The organism is Pseudomonas sp. P9_2, assembly GCF_034008255.1.
Taxonomy (GTDB): Bacteria; Pseudomonadota; Gammaproteobacteria; order Pseudomonadales; family Pseudomonadaceae; genus Aquipseudomonas; species Aquipseudomonas synxantha_A.
This window is the reverse complement of record NZ_CP125376.1, coordinates 5964475-5980058: the sequence shown is the minus strand read 5'-3', so window position 1 is coordinate 5980058 and position 15584 is coordinate 5964475. Positions and strand designations below refer to the sequence as shown.

Below are 15584 nucleotides of genomic sequence, written 5' to 3'. Positions count from 1 at the left end.
TTCTCAGCTGTTCTTGTAGTTGAGTGTGATGGTCGTCGCAAAGAGAAAAGCCAGGATCATACTTATAAAGTAAAAGCCGTCATGCAGTGTCAGTTTGCCATTATCCATCGTGCTAAAGCGAGCAATAGGGTCAAGGGACATCAGGCTGTCGATAATCCAAATGGGTGTCTGGCTATCAAGTGCATCCAGCATTGAGGAAAGCGCGCTGGCAATCAGCAATAAGCCCAGTGTGAGCAGGAAAATAATGATGCGTTGCTTGGCAAGTACACAGATGAAGCAGCCCACCGAGAGATAACTTCCGGCCAGCAACCAACTGGCCAGGAATTGTGACGCGATAACGGCATTATCCGGTGTGCCCAGATAGTTGGCCGCGATCACCAAAGGGAAATTAAACATTAAGGCAATGGCGCAGACGGTCCAGCCTGCGATGAATTTTCCGACCACCTGTTCAGTGGCGGTGACAGGCAAGGATTTCAGCGTGTCGCAAAAGCTGCTGTTGTATTCATCCGACCACAACTGCGTCGATAAAATGGGGACCAACAATAGATAGAGCCAGGGGTGCAGTTCGAAGAAAACCTGCAAATCGCTGCTGTTTCGCTCCATCCAGTGCTGGGTGTCCAATCCCAATGTCGCACACAGCACGAGGAAAACCGCCACACTCAGGTAAGTGCTTGGTGAGCAGGCATAACTGGCGAGTTGACGCTTGAAAATAACAGGTAGCAGTCTCAAGCAGGTATCTCCTGGCTCAGATGGTGAACGACATCGCCCAGGCGACCCGGCTCCAGGCTCAAAGACGTTATGTTCCAGCCGCGATGTGCGATAAGCGCGTTAATCGAGGGGAAGATGGAGTGCCCGGGCATGGCCAGGACAGTCACCTTGCCCTGTGCATGTCGGTCCTCCTCGATGCCCGCGACGCCGGGTAATACGGCAAGTGCGAGTAAATCCAACGGGCTGTCTGATGCCAGGGTCACCGCCTGGAAATGCCGGGAACTGCGCTGCAGATCCGCCAGCGAAGCATCGGCGGCCAGGCGGCCACCGGCGATGACCAGGGCGCGGGTGCACATGTCCGTCAGTTCGTGGTACTGGCGGGAGGCGATAATGACCGTCATGTCCTCGGTCAGGGACTTGATAAGTGCGCTGAACTTGAGCCGTTGATCAGGGCATAGCCCTTGCGTGGGTTCATCGAGCAGGAGCAGGCTTGGGGAGTGGACTAAAGCCTGGGCCAATGCAACCCTGCGCTTCAAATCAGGGGACAGTATGTCGGCGGGGCAGTCGAGCACGGGCATCAGGTCCAGCCGTGCGGCTACCTGCTCTACCTGGCTACGCTTTTCCAGGCCCCTCAAACCACGAATGGCCGCAATAAAATCAAGCATGTTTTTGACCGACATTCTATGGTGGGTGAGTCCGCCCTGAAGTTGATAGCCAATGGCTTTTTTGGCTTGAAGTGAATGAGTTTGGGTATTGAACCCCAGAATATTGATTTGCCCAGAAGTCGGTTTGATCGTACCGGCGATCAAGTTCAATAAGGTCGTTTTCCCTGCGCCACTTTCTCCCAACAGGCCCACGCATTCCTGATGCTGCGCACTGAAGGAAATATTGGTAATTGCGCTTGTTCTGCCCAGCTGTTTTGTTAAGTTGCTTATCTCGATCATGTCGTTACCGAATAAGTGTTCGGGGCGTGTGCGAAGCGGCGCTTTATAGGGAAGGGCCTTAAAAAGAGTACGTTCATTAGTTGTGGTTGGGAACGCACGGCGCGACTTATAAGAAGAATCCTACGTTCGGCTCGATAATTCGCTGAAACAATTGTTTTGTTTGGAGGGCTTATTAATGTTCGGATGTTTATCTGATGTTTATATAAGGTTTTCTCTTTTGTAACGAGGCCTGATCGCCATGATGCTTCTACGTACTCTTGTTCTTGAGCGCAGCGATGCGCAGGCACCTGTAAACGGTGCGTTGCTCTGTGGGTTTGCTGTCGCCCAAACGGCTTCGAACTTTCTTGTGTATAGCCTCGATGAAGAAGCCGAACCTGGTCATTCCAGGGTCTACATCGCGGTTCTGCGTAAAAAGCTTGAACGCTACTTCCTGGGCGGCGTTGATTCGAAGGAGGATTTGCAGGTGGCGATGCAGGTCTTCAAGCAGGTTCTGACGCTGGCGGCGGCACCAGGCTCCAAGGCGATACCGGCTGCCGAGCCCCAGGTTCCGTTCCATTTCATTGACCTGAAGGGGTGCAGGTTGCCGCCTGCCCGACCCGAGGATCACCACTCAGTGATCATCAAGAAAGCGTTGGTGATGAAGGTGATTACCCTGGGTATGTCAGCCCCTGCGCTGCCTGCCATCGAAAGTAGTACGGTGATCGTGCCGTCGATCCGCTTCTCATCGCAAATGGTTGCACCGCCACGCAACCCAACCCCACCCAGGATTGCGCCACAGCCTGTGGTGGAAGATATCGTGGAAGAACCGGTGCCATCGTTTGTGCAGATGCCGGAGGCGCCCGCTGAGGCAGTTAAGGTGCCTTTTCAGGTTGAACAGCCTGAAGTCCCACCGTTTGAGGAGCCTGCGCCGCTGGAGCAAGAGTCTTTGCTTGAGATGGACAGCACCCTGAGCAATCTCGCCAAGGTCGCCCAGGAGCTGACGCAAAAAAAACGCGCTGTCCTCGAAAAGGAAGAGCAACTTGAGCACTGGCAGATACGGCTGCAAGAGCAGCAAAGCCAATTGGACGAAAAACACCAAGAGCTGGAGCAGCGTCATGCTCAACTGCAGGATCAGCAATCAGAGGTCAACCAAAAGGCGGAAAAGCTGGCGATGATGATGTCGCAGTTGTCAGGAGTGCGCCAGCATCTGCACGGGACGCTCTTTGGCCTGGACCAGGTCCTGGATGGCCAGGGATAAGCCGATGGGCTCGCCGCCCAGGTTCATTTATCATCACCCCCAGCCAGCCAACGCCTGGGCATGATGCCTGGCGTATTTGGCACCATTGGACACTGCCTGGGGATGCAAGCGTTTGAGTACCAAGCTGATTACCAAAGAAGGCCATGAAGCGCTTAAAAAAGAGTTGGATTACCTGTGGCGGGAAAAGCGTCCGGACACCACGCGCAAAGTGACTTGGGCGGCCTCGCTGGGCGATCGCAGTGAAAACGCGGACTACCAGTACAACAAGAAACTGCTGCGGGAGATCGACCGGCGGGTGCGCTACCTGCGTAAACGCCTGGAAGATATGCGCGTGGTGGAATACATGCCCGAGCAGGAGGGCAAGGTGTTTTTCGGCGCATGGGTCGAAATCGAAAACGAACAGGGTGACACCAAGCGTTTTCGTATCGTGGGTTATGACGAGATTTATGACCGAATGGATTACATCTCCATCGACTCACCCATGGCACGGGCCCTGCTGCGCAAGGAGGTGGACGATGAGGCAATCGTGCACACCCCAGGCGGCGAGGTGTGCTGGTGGATCACCAAGATTGAATATGTGAAGCAGGCATAATGGCCCGTGCTTTGAACCGAGCACGGGCCAGCCAGGTCTCAGCCTTCGCGCAATACGGTCAGCGGGCTGGCATTCAGTGCGCGACGCGTGCCGAATACCCCGGCAGCGCCGATCAGCACGGCCCCGATCACGGGTAGCAGTAGCAGCCACGGGTGGGGATGCCACGCCAGGTCAAAGGCGTAGCGGTACAGCACCCACGTCACCAGTTCGGTGCCCAATGCCGCAAGCAGGCCACTGACGGCACCCAGCAGGCCGAACTCGATGCGTCGCGCCTTGATCAGCAATTTGCGCTCGGCACCCAGGGCTCGCAGCAAGGCTCCCTGGCGGATGCGTTCGTCCAGAGTGGCCTGCAAGCCGGAGAACAACACCGCCATCCCCGCCGCCAACACAAACAACAGCACGTACTCCACCGCCAGGGTCACTTGGGCGAGGATGCTGCGCAACTGCTCCAGCAACGCCTCGACCTGCAGGATAGTGACAGCCGGGAAGGCCCGTGAAAGATCGACGATCTGTTGGTCGTGACCGGGTGCCAGGTAGAAGCTGGTCAGGTAGGTCGCGGGTAAGTCTTTCAAGGTGCCGGGCTGGAAGATCATGAAGAAGTTAGGCTGGAAATTATCCCAGTTGATGGTCCGCAGGCTGGTGACCCGTGCCTCGCGGTTTTCCCCGCCGATGGTGAACAGCAAATGGTCGTTGAGCTTGAGTTTCAGGCTCTCGGCCACCTTGGCTTCCACCGACACGCCAGGAATCTCATCGCTTGGTTGCGCCGACCACCAGGCGCCCGCCGTCAGGGCGTTACCCGGAGGCAAATCGGCAGCCCAGGTCAGGCTCAGGTCGCGTTGAATGGCACGGTCGCCACTGGAGTCCTTGCTGACAATCTCTTGCACGGGTTCGCCGTTGATGCTGATCAATCGCCCCGGCACTACCGGATACAACGGTGCCGCTTGCGCTTGTACTTCCAGGAGGCGGGCGCCAAAGGCGTCCTTGTCGGCCGGCAGGATATTCAATGCGAAATAGTTGGGCGCGTCTTTGGGCAGTTGATTTTGCCAGGTGTCGAGCAATTCGCCCCGCAACAGCGCGATCAATCCCATGGACAGCAGAATCAGGCCAAAGGCCAGGGATTGGCCTGCCGCCGCCAGCGGGTGGCGCAGCAATTGGCCCAGGCCCAGGCGCCAGGGCAAGGAGGCGCGAGCCAATAGGCGTCGCAGGCTTTGCAACATCAGCAGCAACAAGCCGCCAAGGATCAATGCCGCGACCACGCCGCCGCCCAGCAAAGCGAAGGTCAATACCAGGTCCAGGCTCAGGCGCCACATGATCAGGCCCAAGGCAAACAGCGCCGCGCCGTAGACCATCCAGGTGCTTGAGGGGATGGGCAGCAAATCGCGGCGCAATACCCGCAGCGGCGGTACGCGCCCCAGCGCCGCCAATGGTGGGAGGGCGAAGCCTGCGAGGGCGACCAGCCCGGTGCCGATCCCCGCGACGGCCGGCAGCAATCCGCCCGGCGGCACATCGGCGGGCAGCAGGTCGTGCAGGAAATAGAACAATCCAAATTGCGCCAGCCAGCCGAGCAGGGCGCCGACCAGGCTTGCCAGCAAGCCCAGTACGCTCAGTTGCAGGCTGAACAGCAACATGGCTTCACGTCGTGACAATCCCAGGCAGCGCAACAACGCGCTGGCATCGAAACGACGACTGGCGAAGCGGTTGGCCGACAGTGCCACGGCCACGCCGGCCAGCAGCACCGCCACCAGGCTGGCCATGTTCAGGTAGCGCTCGGCCTTGCCCAGGGCGCCGCCGATCTGCTGGTTGCCATCGCGCGAATCCTGCAGTCGCTGGTTCGCAGCGAGGCCCGGCTTGATCAGGTCGCGATAGGTTTGCAGCGCCGTGCTGCCTTGCGGGGCACGCCACAGTTCGCGGTAACTCACACGGCTGCCTGGCTGGACTACACCGGTGGCGTCCAGGTCGGTCAGGTTGATCATCACCCTGGGCGTGAGGCTGTAGAAGTTGCCGGCCCGGTCGGGCTCATACGTCAGGATACGCGCCAGGCGCAGGGTCTTCATGCCGACATCGATGCTGTCGCCGATTTTCAGGTCCAGCGCGGTCAGCAGCCTTGCTTCCACCCAGGCTTCACCGGGTTTGGGGCCGCCGCCCGGCGTTTGCGTACCGAAGGGCTCGGTGCTGCTTTTCAACTCGCCGCGCAAGGGGTACTGCTCGTTGACCGCCTTGATACTGGAAAGCTGAATGCCATTGTCCGTGGCGATAACGCTGGAGAACTCCACGATGCGGGCGTGATCCAGGCCCAGTTCGGCCCCGGACCTGATTTGCTCGGGGCGGGCAGGTGAGCTGCCTTCGAGCACCAGGTCGGCGCCGAGGAACTCGGTGGCACGCAACAGCATGGCGCCGTTGAGGCGCGCGCCGAAGTAGCCGATGGCGGTGCTGGCCGCCACGGCCACCAGCAGGGCAAAGAACAGCACGCGCAGTTCACCTGCGCGGGCGTCGCGCAGTAACTGGCGCATGGCAAGGCTGAACAGGCGCAACAGCGGCAAACGTGCCATCAAGGCTCCAGGGGCGCGACCATCAGGCCGGCTTCAAGGCGGATCAGGCGTCGGCAACGGTGGGCCAGGCGCTCGTCATGGGTGACCAGTACCAGGGTCGTGCCGCTCTCTTTATTGAGCTCGAACAGCAGGTCGCTGATGCGCTCGCCGGTATGGCTGTCGAGGTTGCCGGTGGGTTCGTCGGCAAACAGCACGTCCGGTTCGGCGGCAAACGCGCGGGCAATGGCGACCCGTTGCTGCTCGCCACCGGACAGTTGGCGCGGCGAGTGGGTCAGGCGCTGGCCCAGGCCCACGCGTTCCAACAGATGCCGGGCGCGTTCGCGGGCGTCCTTGCGGCCGTCCAGTTCCAGCGGCAGCATCACGTTTTCCAGTGCATTGAGGCTGTCGAGCAGTTGGAAGGATTGAAAGACGAAACCCACATGTTCGGCACGGATGCGTGCACGCTGGTCTTCGTCGAGGGTGCTCAAGGCTTGCCCGGCCAGGGTGACTTCGCCGCTGCTGGGCAGGTCGAGGCCGGCCAGCAGGCCCAGCAGGGTGGATTTGCCGGAACCGGAGCTGCCGACGATAGCCAGGCTATCGCCCTTGTTCAGTTCCAGGCTCAGTTCGTGCAGGATAGTCAGTTCACCTTCCGCGCTGGGAACCACTTTGCTAAGGTTTCGCGCGGTGAGAATGCTTGCGCCCATGGAGAATCCGATGCGAATGTGGTTTTTGAGTGCTGGCCTGGCCTTGATGTGCATGGCCCAGAACGCAGCGGCGGGTACAGTCCTGATCGTTGGCGATAGTATCAGTGCCGGTTTCGGCCTGGATACCCGCAAAGGGTGGGTTGCTCTGCTGGAACAACGGCTCAAGCAGGAGGGTTTTGACGACAAAGTGGTCAACGCATCCCTCAGTGGCGACACCAGTGCGGGTGGCCTCGCACGCCTGCCTGCGGCGCTTGCAGAGCATAAGCCTGACGTAGTGGTTATCGAACTTGGGGGCAATGATGGCTTGCGCGGGCAACCGCCGGCGCAATTGAAACAAAATCTTGCGTCGATGATTGACCAGTCCAAGGCTGGCGGTGCCAAGGTGCTGCTGCTGGGTATGCAGTTGCCACCCAATTACGGGCCGCGATACACCACTGCGTTTGCCGAAGTCTATGGTGTGTTGGCCAAGGAAAAAAACGTTCCGCTGGTACCGTTTTTCCTCGAAGGCGTGGGCGGTCATCCAGAGTTGATGCAGGCTGATCAACTGCACCCGGCGGTCGCAGCGCAAGGCAAGTTGCTGGAAAATGTCTGGCCGACGCTAAAACCGCTGCTATGACGCTTTTCTACCGGCAGGCTTTCGGCTAAGGTGGCGCCCCCCTGATCTGGAGCCCCCGATGTCGCGCCCTGCCTGGTCCCTGTTTAACTACCAACTGATCGAGCCGGACGAGCAGCTGGATCTGTTCGCCTGCCAGGAAGTGCGGGTGCATCTGGTGGCGCGTCAATTGGAGTTGGGCGGCTCGATCGACCGCACGCTCTGCGGCACTTTATTGCCGGCGCAGCCACGCTGGTCGTCGGTGAATCGCTCGATCTTCCAGGATCAGCGCCTGTGCCCGTTATGCCGGGCGATTCTCGAATCGCAAAAGCGCGGCACGCCGCCGATCTGGCCGGAGCTGCGGTTCGAGTTATAGAAGCAGCTGCAAGCTTCGAGCTATAAGCTGTAAGCTAGCGGCTGAAAGCTTGTAGCTCGCTTTTAACCTACCCGTCGTCTTGCGAAGGATTTTCCGGATGTTGTCGCGCCTTTCCGTCGTCACCTGCTGCCTGTCTCTCGCTGCGCTTTGTGCGGCCGGTTCGGCGGCAGCCTTGCAGTTGCCCCTGCCGCCGCCAGGCGAGGACATTGTCGGTCAGGTCCAGGTCATCAAGGCCAAGTACGAAGATACCTTTGCCGACCTGGGCACCACCTACGACCTGGGCTACTCGGAAATGGTCGCGGCCAACCCCGGCGTCGATGCCTGGCTGCCGGGCGCGGGCACCGATATTGTGCTGCCGACACGTTTTATCCTGCCGCCGGGGCCACGGGAAGGCATTGTGATCAACTTGGCCGAGTACCGGCTCTACTACTATCCAAAGGGCCAGGACGTCGTCTACACCTTCCCGTTGGGCATTGGCCGTGAAGGCTGGGGCTCGCCGATCGCCCACACCAGTATCATCGCCAAGACGCCGAACCCGACCTGGACGCCACCGGCCTCGATCAAGGCCGAGCACGCCGCCAACGGTGACCCGCTGCCCAACGTGGTGCCTGCCGGTCCGGATAACCCGCTGGGGCCGTTCAAGTTCACGCTGGGCACGCCGGGTTACCTGATCCATGGCTCCAACATGAAATTTGGTATCGGCACGCGTACCAGCCACGGCTGTTTCCGCATGTTCAATAACAACGTACTGGAAATGGCCGGCATGGTGCCGGTGGGCACCTCGGTGCGCATTATCAACGACGCCTACAAGTTCGGCAGCAGTGGTGGCAAGGTCTACCTTGAAGCTCATACCCCGTTGAACGATGACGGCACGCCTTCGGTGGTCGACAAGCACACGGCGGTCATCAACGCGTTGCTCAAGCGTGAAGACCTGTCCAACAACCTGCGCGTGAACTGGGACCAGGTGCGTGATGTGGTCGCGGCCGAGGATGGTTTGCCGACCGAGATTGGCGTGCCGGGCGCGGCGCCGGTGGCCTCCAGCACGCCGGTCGACCTGTAGGCGCGTCAAGCGCGAGGCAAAAAAAAGCCGACCCATAAATGGATCGGCTTGATAACAACCCCGAAGGATTATTACTTGCGGCTTGCTTTCTCAAGCATGCGCAGAGCGCGCTCGTTAGCTTCGTCAGCAGTCTGTTGTGCTTTTTGAGCAGCAGCCAGAGCTTCATCAGCTTTACGGTAGGCTTCGTCTGCACGAGCCTGGGAGCGAGCTGCTGCGTCTTCAGTTGCAGTCAGACGAGCTTCGGTTTCTTTGGAGACGCTGCTGCAACCGGTAGCCAGAACTGCGGCCAGAGCCAGAGCAGAGAATTTCAGAACGTTGTTCATCGTGTTCCCCTTCAAGGACTTTCAATTAGATGGCTACTTGCTCAGAGTGAGCTAATAGCCGGCGTACATACTACCCATTACTTGTAGTAAGTAAACTGACGTTGCGCAAGAAGCAAAAAAAATTCCTGTGCCGAATCTATTTTGGCTAACCTTTTGAAGGTTTGTATGAAAACTGTCCAGTTTTTTTCATCTCGACCGACATTGGATCCAGGCTGAAAGGGCCGGCCCGCATGTGTTAAGCCTTGTAAACAGATGAAAATTTATATATCGAAGCGGGCACTTTCGTTGCCATCGGCTTTACTCCGGCTGGCATCTTTTGCGCATGTAGAGGTGACTTTAAGAGCGGCAGTTCGTCTCAAGCTTCAACTGCCGGCAATGTTCAGGCTATCGGTCAACGGTTGATCGAGGCCCTTTCTATATATCCGGCCGGGGCAGGGAATGATGAGTGCGCCTTGAGCAATTGCAGGATTGGTGCCTACTATTCCCTACGTGCTGGCTGTGAGCGCTCAGGGTTTTCTCGTTGTCGAAACCGGCACGGGGTGGCGTAGATGTTCCTTCGCCGGAAAAACATCGGTAAGGTAGGGTCAATATTCAAGACCCGCGAGGAGTAGTGATGAGCGAGGCGTTGTCCATCCACCATGACCAGGCTGGTCATCAGTTCGAGACCAATGTGGACGGTCATCGTGCCTATCTGACCTATATGGACCTCGGGAAGCAGACGCTGGATATCTATCGCACGTTCGTGCCCAACGCGCTGCGCGGACGAGGCATTGCGGCCGCGTTGACCGAGGCAGCCTTGGAGTATGCCGAAGTGACTGGCTACACCGTGATTCCATCGTGCTCCTATGTCGAGCGCTATATGGAGCGCCACCAGCGCCATGCCGCAAAGCTGTAACTGACCAGTTGCCAATAAAAACGCCGGGCTTAGCCCGGCGTTTTTGTGTGCGTCTGATCCAGAAAAAATGCGTGGTTCAGCTGCGTTTGCGCTTGGGCAACACGTCCTTGAGCTTGGCGTGCATGCTGCGCAGGGTGGTTTCGGTAGCCGCCCAGTCGATGCAGGCATCGGTAATCGACACGCCGTACTGCAAATCGGCCAGATCCTTTGGAATTGCCTGGCAACCCCAGTTCAAATGGCTTTCGACCATCAAGCCGATGATCGACTGGTTGCCTTCCAGGATCTGGTTGGCGACGTTTTCCATCACCAGTGGCTGCAAGGCCGGGTCCTTGTTGGAGTTGGCGTGGCTGCAGTCAACCATGATGTTTGGCTTGATCTTGGCTTTGTTCAGCGCCTGTTCGCACAGTGCGACACTGACCGAATCGTAGTTGGGCTTGCCGTTGCCACCGCGCAGCACTACGTGACCGTAGGCGTTGCCCTTGGTGGTGACGATGGAGACGCCACCTTCCTGGTTGATACCCAGGAAACGGTGAGGGCTGGAGACCGATTGCAAGGCATTGATCGCCACGGTCAGGCCGCCGTCGGTGCCGTTCTTGAAGCCTACGGCCGAAGACAGGCCGGACGCCATTTCGCGGTGGGTTTGCGATTCGGTGGTGCGTGCGCCGATGGCCGACCAACTGATCAGGTCCTGCAGATACTGCGGGGAGATCGGGTCCAGCGCTTCGGTGGCGGTAGGCAGGCCCATTTCAGCCAGGTCCAGCAACAGTTTGCGCCCGATGTGCAAGCCGTCCTGGATCTTGAACGAGTCGTCCAGGTACGGGTCGTTGATCAAGCCTTTCCAGCCGACGGTGGTACGCGGTTTCTCGAAATAGACGCGCATCACCAGGTACAGGGTGTCGGACACTTCAGCGGCCAGCACCTTGAGACGCTCGGCGTATTCGTGGGCAGCCTTGAGGTCGTGGATCGAGCAAGGCCCGATCACCACGAAAAGACGGTGGTCGGTGCCGTCGAGAATGTCACGGATGACTTCGCGACCCTTGGTGACGGTCTGCAGGGCAGCGTCGCTCAGGGGGATTTCGCGCTTGAGCTGATCGGGTGTGATCAGGGTCTCGTTGGATTCGACGTTAAGGTCATTGATCGGTAAATCAGCCATCGTGTTACTCGCCAGGGTCACGGGTGCCGGCCGCCAGCCATCCCCGTGCGGCGGGCACAGCATGATTTGAATACAGGGGGGAGGAACCTTAGCGCGTAACACGGGCCCGCGACAATGGGCAAAGCCCGGTTTAATCCAGCGCCGATTGCACAACGGCCTCATGGGAGAACTCGGCGGCGTGGCGCGACACCCAGTCACGGGCCATGGCTTCCAGTTGCGCAGGTGTTGGCTCGGTGTTTTCGTGCAGGCGGCAGTAACGTTCGATCTGGCACACTTGCTCGCCCATTCGCGCACCGAACAAGGCGTGCTCATCGGTAAAGCAAATACCGACGCGATAAGCGTTTTCGCCTTTGCGGCACCAGGCTACATAGCCCGGATAACGGGCGCTGGGCCCCAAGGAGGGGATATGCAGGTCGACCGCCGTGCCTGGGCGCCAGGCTCGCGGCCAATTGCAGGCGACGCCGCCGCGGCCGATAGTGTGCAGGCGTTGACGGGGCAGGGCAGGAGAGGGACGTTGGATCAACTCGACAGCGACATCATCAGGGTGAGGTAAAAAACGACCCATGTACACGGACTCCGAGCGCCGTCCGGTTGACGGCAGTGGCAGCAGTATAGTGAAGGAACTGGAATTGACCGACCTGGATATTGACCAGCAATTGCTGGGATTGCCAGGTATTTCGCTGGTAGTGTTTACCAGTGTCGGCTGCTCCAGTTGCCGTTGGGCACGCCAGCAACTGCCGAGCTGGCCGCTGCCGGTGGACCGCGTGTGCTGGGTTGATGCCGGGCACAATGGCGGTGCAGTCGAACGCTACCAGATCTTTCATTTGCCGGCGTTGTTCCTGGTGTGCGAGGGTCAGTTCCTCGGGCAATTACAGACACGGCTTACGGCATCCGACCTCGCCAAATGTGTAAACCAGGCGCTCACACGCACACCAGAGGATTTGCCATGACAGCCCTTTCATCCCCGTCGCCACGCATTGGCATTATTGGCACGGGTGCCATTGGTGGTTACTACGGCTTGATGCTGGCGCGTGCTGGCTTCGATGTGCATTTCCTGTTGCGCAGCGAATATGCAGCGGTTAGTCAAAAGGGCCTGCACGTCAACAGCACGGTGCATGGCCCGTTGCACCTGCATCCGGTTCAGGCCTATGCCTGCGCCGCCGACATGCCTTCATGCGACTGGCTGTTGGTGGGCACCAAATCCACCGGCAACGTGGACCTGGCGCCGACTATCGCCCAGGTCGCGGCGCCGGATGCCAAGGTGGTGCTGCTGCAAAACGGCCTGGATGTAGAGGACAGTCTGCGTGAACATTTGCCAGCGTCGCTGCACCTGCTCGGCGGGCTGTGCTACATCGGCGTGTACCGGTCCGCTCCGGGTGTGGTCGAGCATCAGGCACTGGGCCGGGTCAACCTGGGGTATCACAGCGGTACGGCTGCCAACGATGAGGCGCAGCAAAAGGCAATTGTCGAAGAGGGCGCGGGGCTGTTTCACCGGGCCGGCATCGAGTCCCAGGCCATGGCCAACGTGCATCAGGCGCGCTGGCATAAACTGGTGTGGAACGTGCCGTATAACGGCCTGTCTGTGTTGTTGGGCACGGGAACCAAGGCCATGATGGCGGATGAGTCCAGCCGCGAATTGATCCAGGCCTTGATGGCCGAAGTGGTGCAAGGCGCCCGTGCCTGCGGCCATGAAATTCCCGTCAGCTACGCAGGGCAGATGTTTGCCATGACCGAAACCATGGACGATTACTTGCCCAGCATGTATCACGATCACGTGCATAAGCGCCCATTGGAATTGGCGGCGATCTACGCCCGGCCCCTGGCCGCTGCGAGGGCGGCCGGTTGCGAGCTGCCGCGTATGCAGGCGCTGTACCAGGCCTTGAGTTTTATTGATCGGCACAATCGCTGATTGGGGGGAGACACCATGGCAAAGGGGTTGGGTGACAAGCTGGTGCTGGCGATTTCCTCGCGGGCGCTGTTCGACCTCAGTGACAGTCACAAGGTCTACCTGGCTGAAGGTGTTGAGGCTTACCGCAAATACCAGATCGAACACGAGGAAGAAACCCTCGAGCCCGGCGATGCCTTCCCGCTGGTCAAAAAGCTGCTGAGCCTGAATGCCAGCCTGGGCCGTGCGCGGGTTGAGGTGGTGCTGGTGTCGCGCAACAGTGCCGATACCGGGTTGCGGGTGTTCAACTCGATCCAGCATTACGGCCTGGACATTTCGCGCGCCGCTTTCGTCGGCGGGCGTAGTCCCTATCCTTATTTGGCTGCCTTCGGTTGTCATCTGTTTCTCTCCACCCATGCTGAAGATGTGCGCAGCGCCCTGGATGCCGGTTTTGCCGCGGCGACGATTCTGTCGGGCGGTGCGCGCCGGGCTTCGAGCGAAGAACTGCGCATCGCATTCGACGGCGACGCAGTGTTGTTCTCCGACGAGTCCGAGCGTGTCTACCAGGCTGGCGGGCTGGAAGCCTTTCAGGCCAGTGAGCGGGAGTCGGCGCGCCAGCCGTTGCACGGCGGCCCGTTCAAAGGCTTCCTGGCGGCGCTCAACCTGTTGCAGCGCGAGTTTGCCGATGACGCCTGCCCGATCCGCACGGCGCTGGTCACTGCACGTTCGGCGCCGTCCCATGAGCGTGTGATTCGTACGCTGCGTGAGTGGGATATCCGCCTGGACGAGTCGCTGTTTCTCGGTGGGCTGGAAAAATCCGCCTTCCTGGAGGCCTTTGCGGCCGATGTATTTTTTGATGACCAGGCCGGGCATTGCGAGAAAGCCAGGGAGGTGGTGGCCACCGGGCATGTGCCCCATGGCATCAGTAACGAGTTGAGAATCCAGACCGAGAGCTAGCTGCTAAGCTCATTCAATCTCCGCCATCCTGGCAGTCCAGGAGGTTCTATGATTCGTTCGATGTTGTATGCCACGGACCTGGGTCTGTATGCGCCGTACGTGATGCAACATGCGCTGGCGTTGGCGCGAACGTTCAAGGCTGACCTGTATGTGATCCATGTGGTCGAGCCCATCGGGTTGTTCGCCGAATCAGTATTACAGAGCTACCTTGATGAGAAGGCGCTGAGCGAATGGCAGAGCCAGGGGTTGAGCACGGTCATGGCGACCATCGAACAGCGCGTATTGGACGGCTTTCGCGATGAGTTGGGGGAAGGGGAGCAGGACCTGCAATTGATTCGTTCGGTCAGGGTGATCCAAGGGGATACCTGCGAGGTGATTCTCGACCAACTGCGAAAACTTTCCGTCGACTTGCTGATCGTAGGGAGTCATAGCCAGGCAACCGGCGTGGCCGTGCCCTTGGGGCGCACCGCTGCTCGCGTGTTGCAGCTGTCTCCGGTGCCGGTTTATCTGGTGCCGTCGCTGCAGCGTAGACGCAGCGAAGATAGCTGATCGGTAAAAACGATAAAAAGTTCTAGATTTATCTGTCTAACCTTTAATATAGTTATATATCGTCGCTGATACCCGTGGCGTCTATCTGCTTTGAGGGATTGATATGAAGCTTCAACAACTGCGCTACATCTGGGAAGTGGCGCACCACGACCTCAACGTTTCCGCTACCGCTCAAAGCCTTTACACCTCGCAACCCGGTATCAGCAAGCAGATCCGCCTGCTCGAAGACGAGTTGGGCGTCGAAGTGTTCGCTCGCAGTGGCAAGCACCTGACCCGCGTCACCCCGGCTGGCGAGCGGATCATCACCACCGCTGGCGAGATCTTGCGTAAAGTCGAGAGCATCAAGCAGATCGCCCAGGAATTCTCCAACGAAAAAAAGGGCACCCTCTCGATCGCCACCACCCACACCCAGGCGCGTTATGCATTGCCGCCGGTGATTCGCGATTTCATCAAGCAATACCCGGACGTCGCCCTGCACATGCACCAGGGCTCGCCGATGCAGATCGCCGAGATGGCCGCTGATGGCACCGTCGATTTTGCCATCGCCACCGAGGCCCTGGAGCTGTTCGGCGACCTGGTGATGATGCCGTGCTACCGCTGGAACCGCTGCGTAGTGGTGCCCCAAGGCCACCCGCTGGCCAAGCTGCCGAAGCTGACCTTGGAAGCTTTGGCTGAATACCCAATCGTGACGTACGTGTTTGGTTTTACCGGCCGCTCCAAGCTCGACGAAGCGTTCAGCCACCGTGGCCTCACGCCAAAAGTGGTGTTCACCGCTGCAGATGCTGACGTGATCAAAACTTACGTTCGCCTGGGCCTGGGCGTCGGGATCGTCGCCAAGATGGCGGTCGACACCAACCTCGACAAAGACCTGGTGGTGCTGGATGCCAGCGAATTGTTCGAGTCGAGCGTGACCAAGATCGGCTTCCGTCGCGGCACCTTCCTGCGGGGGTTCATGTGCGATTTCATCGAGAAATTCGCACCGCACCTGACCCGCGAAGTCATGGCCAAGGCGATCCAGTGCCACAACAAGCAAGAGCTGGAAGATTTGTTCGACGGTGTTGAATTACCCGTCCACTGAGTG

At 59.1% G+C, this 15584-nt stretch carries 18 protein-coding genes; 11 read left to right on the top strand and 7 right to left on the bottom strand.

What is annotated here, in order from left to right; genetic code table 11:
• Positions 1-3 precede the first annotated feature (3 nt).
• Entirely contained in the window at positions 4-729 is a 726-nt protein-coding gene (locus tag QMK52_RS26235) for an ABC transporter permease (RefSeq protein WP_005786382.1), read from the bottom strand.
• Positions 726-1652: an ABC transporter ATP-binding protein gene (locus QMK52_RS26230; protein WP_320403653.1), complete on the bottom strand. Its 927-nt coding sequence runs from the start codon at positions 1650-1652 to the stop codon at positions 726-728. Before QMK52_RS26230 ends, QMK52_RS26235 begins: the two co-directional genes overlap by 4 nt.
• A gap of 238 nt (positions 1653-1890) precedes the next feature.
• On the opposite strand from QMK52_RS26230, the gene QMK52_RS26225 reads away from it, so the two are divergent.
• Positions 1891-2889: a hypothetical protein gene (locus QMK52_RS26225; protein ID WP_005786385.1), complete on the top strand. Its 999-nt coding sequence runs from the start codon at positions 1891-1893 to the stop codon at positions 2887-2889.
• Positions 2890-3001: 112 nt separating this feature from the next.
• On the top strand, positions 3002-3481 hold the full coding sequence (gene greB / locus QMK52_RS26220) for a transcription elongation factor GreB (protein WP_005786387.1): 480 nt from the start codon (positions 3002-3004) through the stop codon (positions 3479-3481).
• A 38-nt stretch (positions 3482-3519) separates the two neighbouring features.
• On the opposite strand, the gene QMK52_RS26215 is transcribed toward greB, so the two are convergent.
• Positions 3520-6030 (bottom strand): ABC transporter permease, encoded by a 2511-nt coding sequence (locus QMK52_RS26215; protein WP_194440349.1) that lies wholly within the window; start codon positions 6028-6030, stop codon positions 3520-3522.
• Entirely contained in the window at positions 6030-6713 is a 684-nt protein-coding gene (locus tag QMK52_RS26210) for an ABC transporter ATP-binding protein (protein ID WP_005786391.1), read from the bottom strand. The genes QMK52_RS26215 and QMK52_RS26210 overlap by 1 nt, the downstream gene beginning before the upstream one ends.
• 10 nt (positions 6714-6723) lie before the next feature.
• On the opposite strand from QMK52_RS26210, the gene QMK52_RS26205 reads away from it, so the two are divergent.
• The 3 genes from QMK52_RS26205 (at position 6724) to QMK52_RS26195 (ending at position 8741) form a co-directional block, all read left to right on the top strand.
• Positions 6724-7329, top strand: coding sequence for an arylesterase (locus tag QMK52_RS26205; protein WP_005786393.1), 606 nt, complete (start codon positions 6724-6726; stop codon positions 7327-7329).
• 58 nt (positions 7330-7387) lie between these two features.
• A complete protein-coding gene (locus tag QMK52_RS26200) occupies positions 7388-7681 on the top strand; it encodes a hypothetical protein (protein ID WP_003189866.1) in 294 nt (97 codons plus the stop codon).
• Positions 7682-7778: 97 nt separating this feature from the next.
• Complete coding sequence (locus QMK52_RS26195) at positions 7779-8741, top strand: L,D-transpeptidase family protein (protein WP_194440350.1); 963 nt, start codon at positions 7779-7781, stop codon at positions 8739-8741.
• A gap of 71 nt (positions 8742-8812) precedes the next feature.
• Here the strand turns inward: QMK52_RS26195 and oprI are convergent, their stop codons facing one another.
• A complete protein-coding gene (oprI, locus tag QMK52_RS26190) occupies positions 8813-9064 on the bottom strand; it encodes an outer membrane lipoprotei OprI (RefSeq protein ID WP_003172710.1) in 252 nt (83 codons plus the stop codon).
• A 613-nt stretch (positions 9065-9677) separates the two neighbouring features.
• On the opposite strand from oprI, the gene QMK52_RS26185 reads away from it, so the two are divergent.
• Complete coding sequence (locus QMK52_RS26185; protein ID WP_005786412.1) at positions 9678-9959, top strand: GNAT family N-acetyltransferase; 282 nt, start codon at positions 9678-9680, stop codon at positions 9957-9959.
• A 76-nt stretch (positions 9960-10035) separates the two neighbouring features.
• Here QMK52_RS26185 and QMK52_RS26180 read toward each other — a convergent pair whose 3' ends face one another.
• Both QMK52_RS26180 and QMK52_RS26175 read right to left on the bottom strand, forming a co-directional pair.
• Positions 10036-11112: a 3-deoxy-7-phosphoheptulonate synthase gene (locus QMK52_RS26180; protein ID WP_005786414.1), complete on the bottom strand. Its 1077-nt coding sequence runs from the start codon at positions 11110-11112 to the stop codon at positions 10036-10038.
• Positions 11113-11242: 130 nt separating this feature from the next.
• A complete protein-coding gene (locus QMK52_RS26175) occupies positions 11243-11677 on the bottom strand; it encodes a PilZ domain-containing protein (RefSeq protein ID WP_005786415.1) in 435 nt (144 codons plus the stop codon).
• Here QMK52_RS26175 and QMK52_RS26170 point away from each other — a divergent pair.
• The 5 genes from QMK52_RS26170 to cysB all read left to right on the top strand — a co-directional run bounded on the left by QMK52_RS26170 (position 11676) and on the right by cysB (position 15581).
• On the top strand, positions 11676-12062 hold the full coding sequence (locus QMK52_RS26170) for a hypothetical protein (protein ID WP_005786417.1): 387 nt from the start codon (positions 11676-11678) through the stop codon (positions 12060-12062). The two genes, QMK52_RS26175 and QMK52_RS26170, sit on opposite strands and share 2 nt — an antisense overlap.
• Positions 12059-13021 (top strand): putative 2-dehydropantoate 2-reductase, encoded by a 963-nt coding sequence (locus tag QMK52_RS26165; protein ID WP_005786419.1) that lies wholly within the window; start codon positions 12059-12061, stop codon positions 13019-13021. Before QMK52_RS26170 ends, QMK52_RS26165 begins: the two co-directional genes overlap by 4 nt.
• Positions 13022-13036: 15 nt before the next feature.
• Positions 13037-13954: a 5'-nucleotidase gene (locus QMK52_RS26160; protein WP_005786420.1), complete on the top strand. Its 918-nt coding sequence runs from the start codon at positions 13037-13039 to the stop codon at positions 13952-13954.
• Positions 13955-14002: 48 nt separating this feature from the next.
• Complete coding sequence (locus QMK52_RS26155; RefSeq protein WP_005786422.1) at positions 14003-14503, top strand: universal stress protein; 501 nt, start codon at positions 14003-14005, stop codon at positions 14501-14503.
• A gap of 103 nt (positions 14504-14606) precedes the next feature.
• The gene (gene cysB, locus QMK52_RS26150; RefSeq protein WP_005786423.1) at positions 14607-15581 is read left to right on the top strand and encodes an HTH-type transcriptional regulator CysB; all 975 of its coding nucleotides are present in this window, start codon (positions 14607-14609) and stop codon (positions 15579-15581) included.
• Positions 15582-15584: the final 3 nt, after the last annotated feature.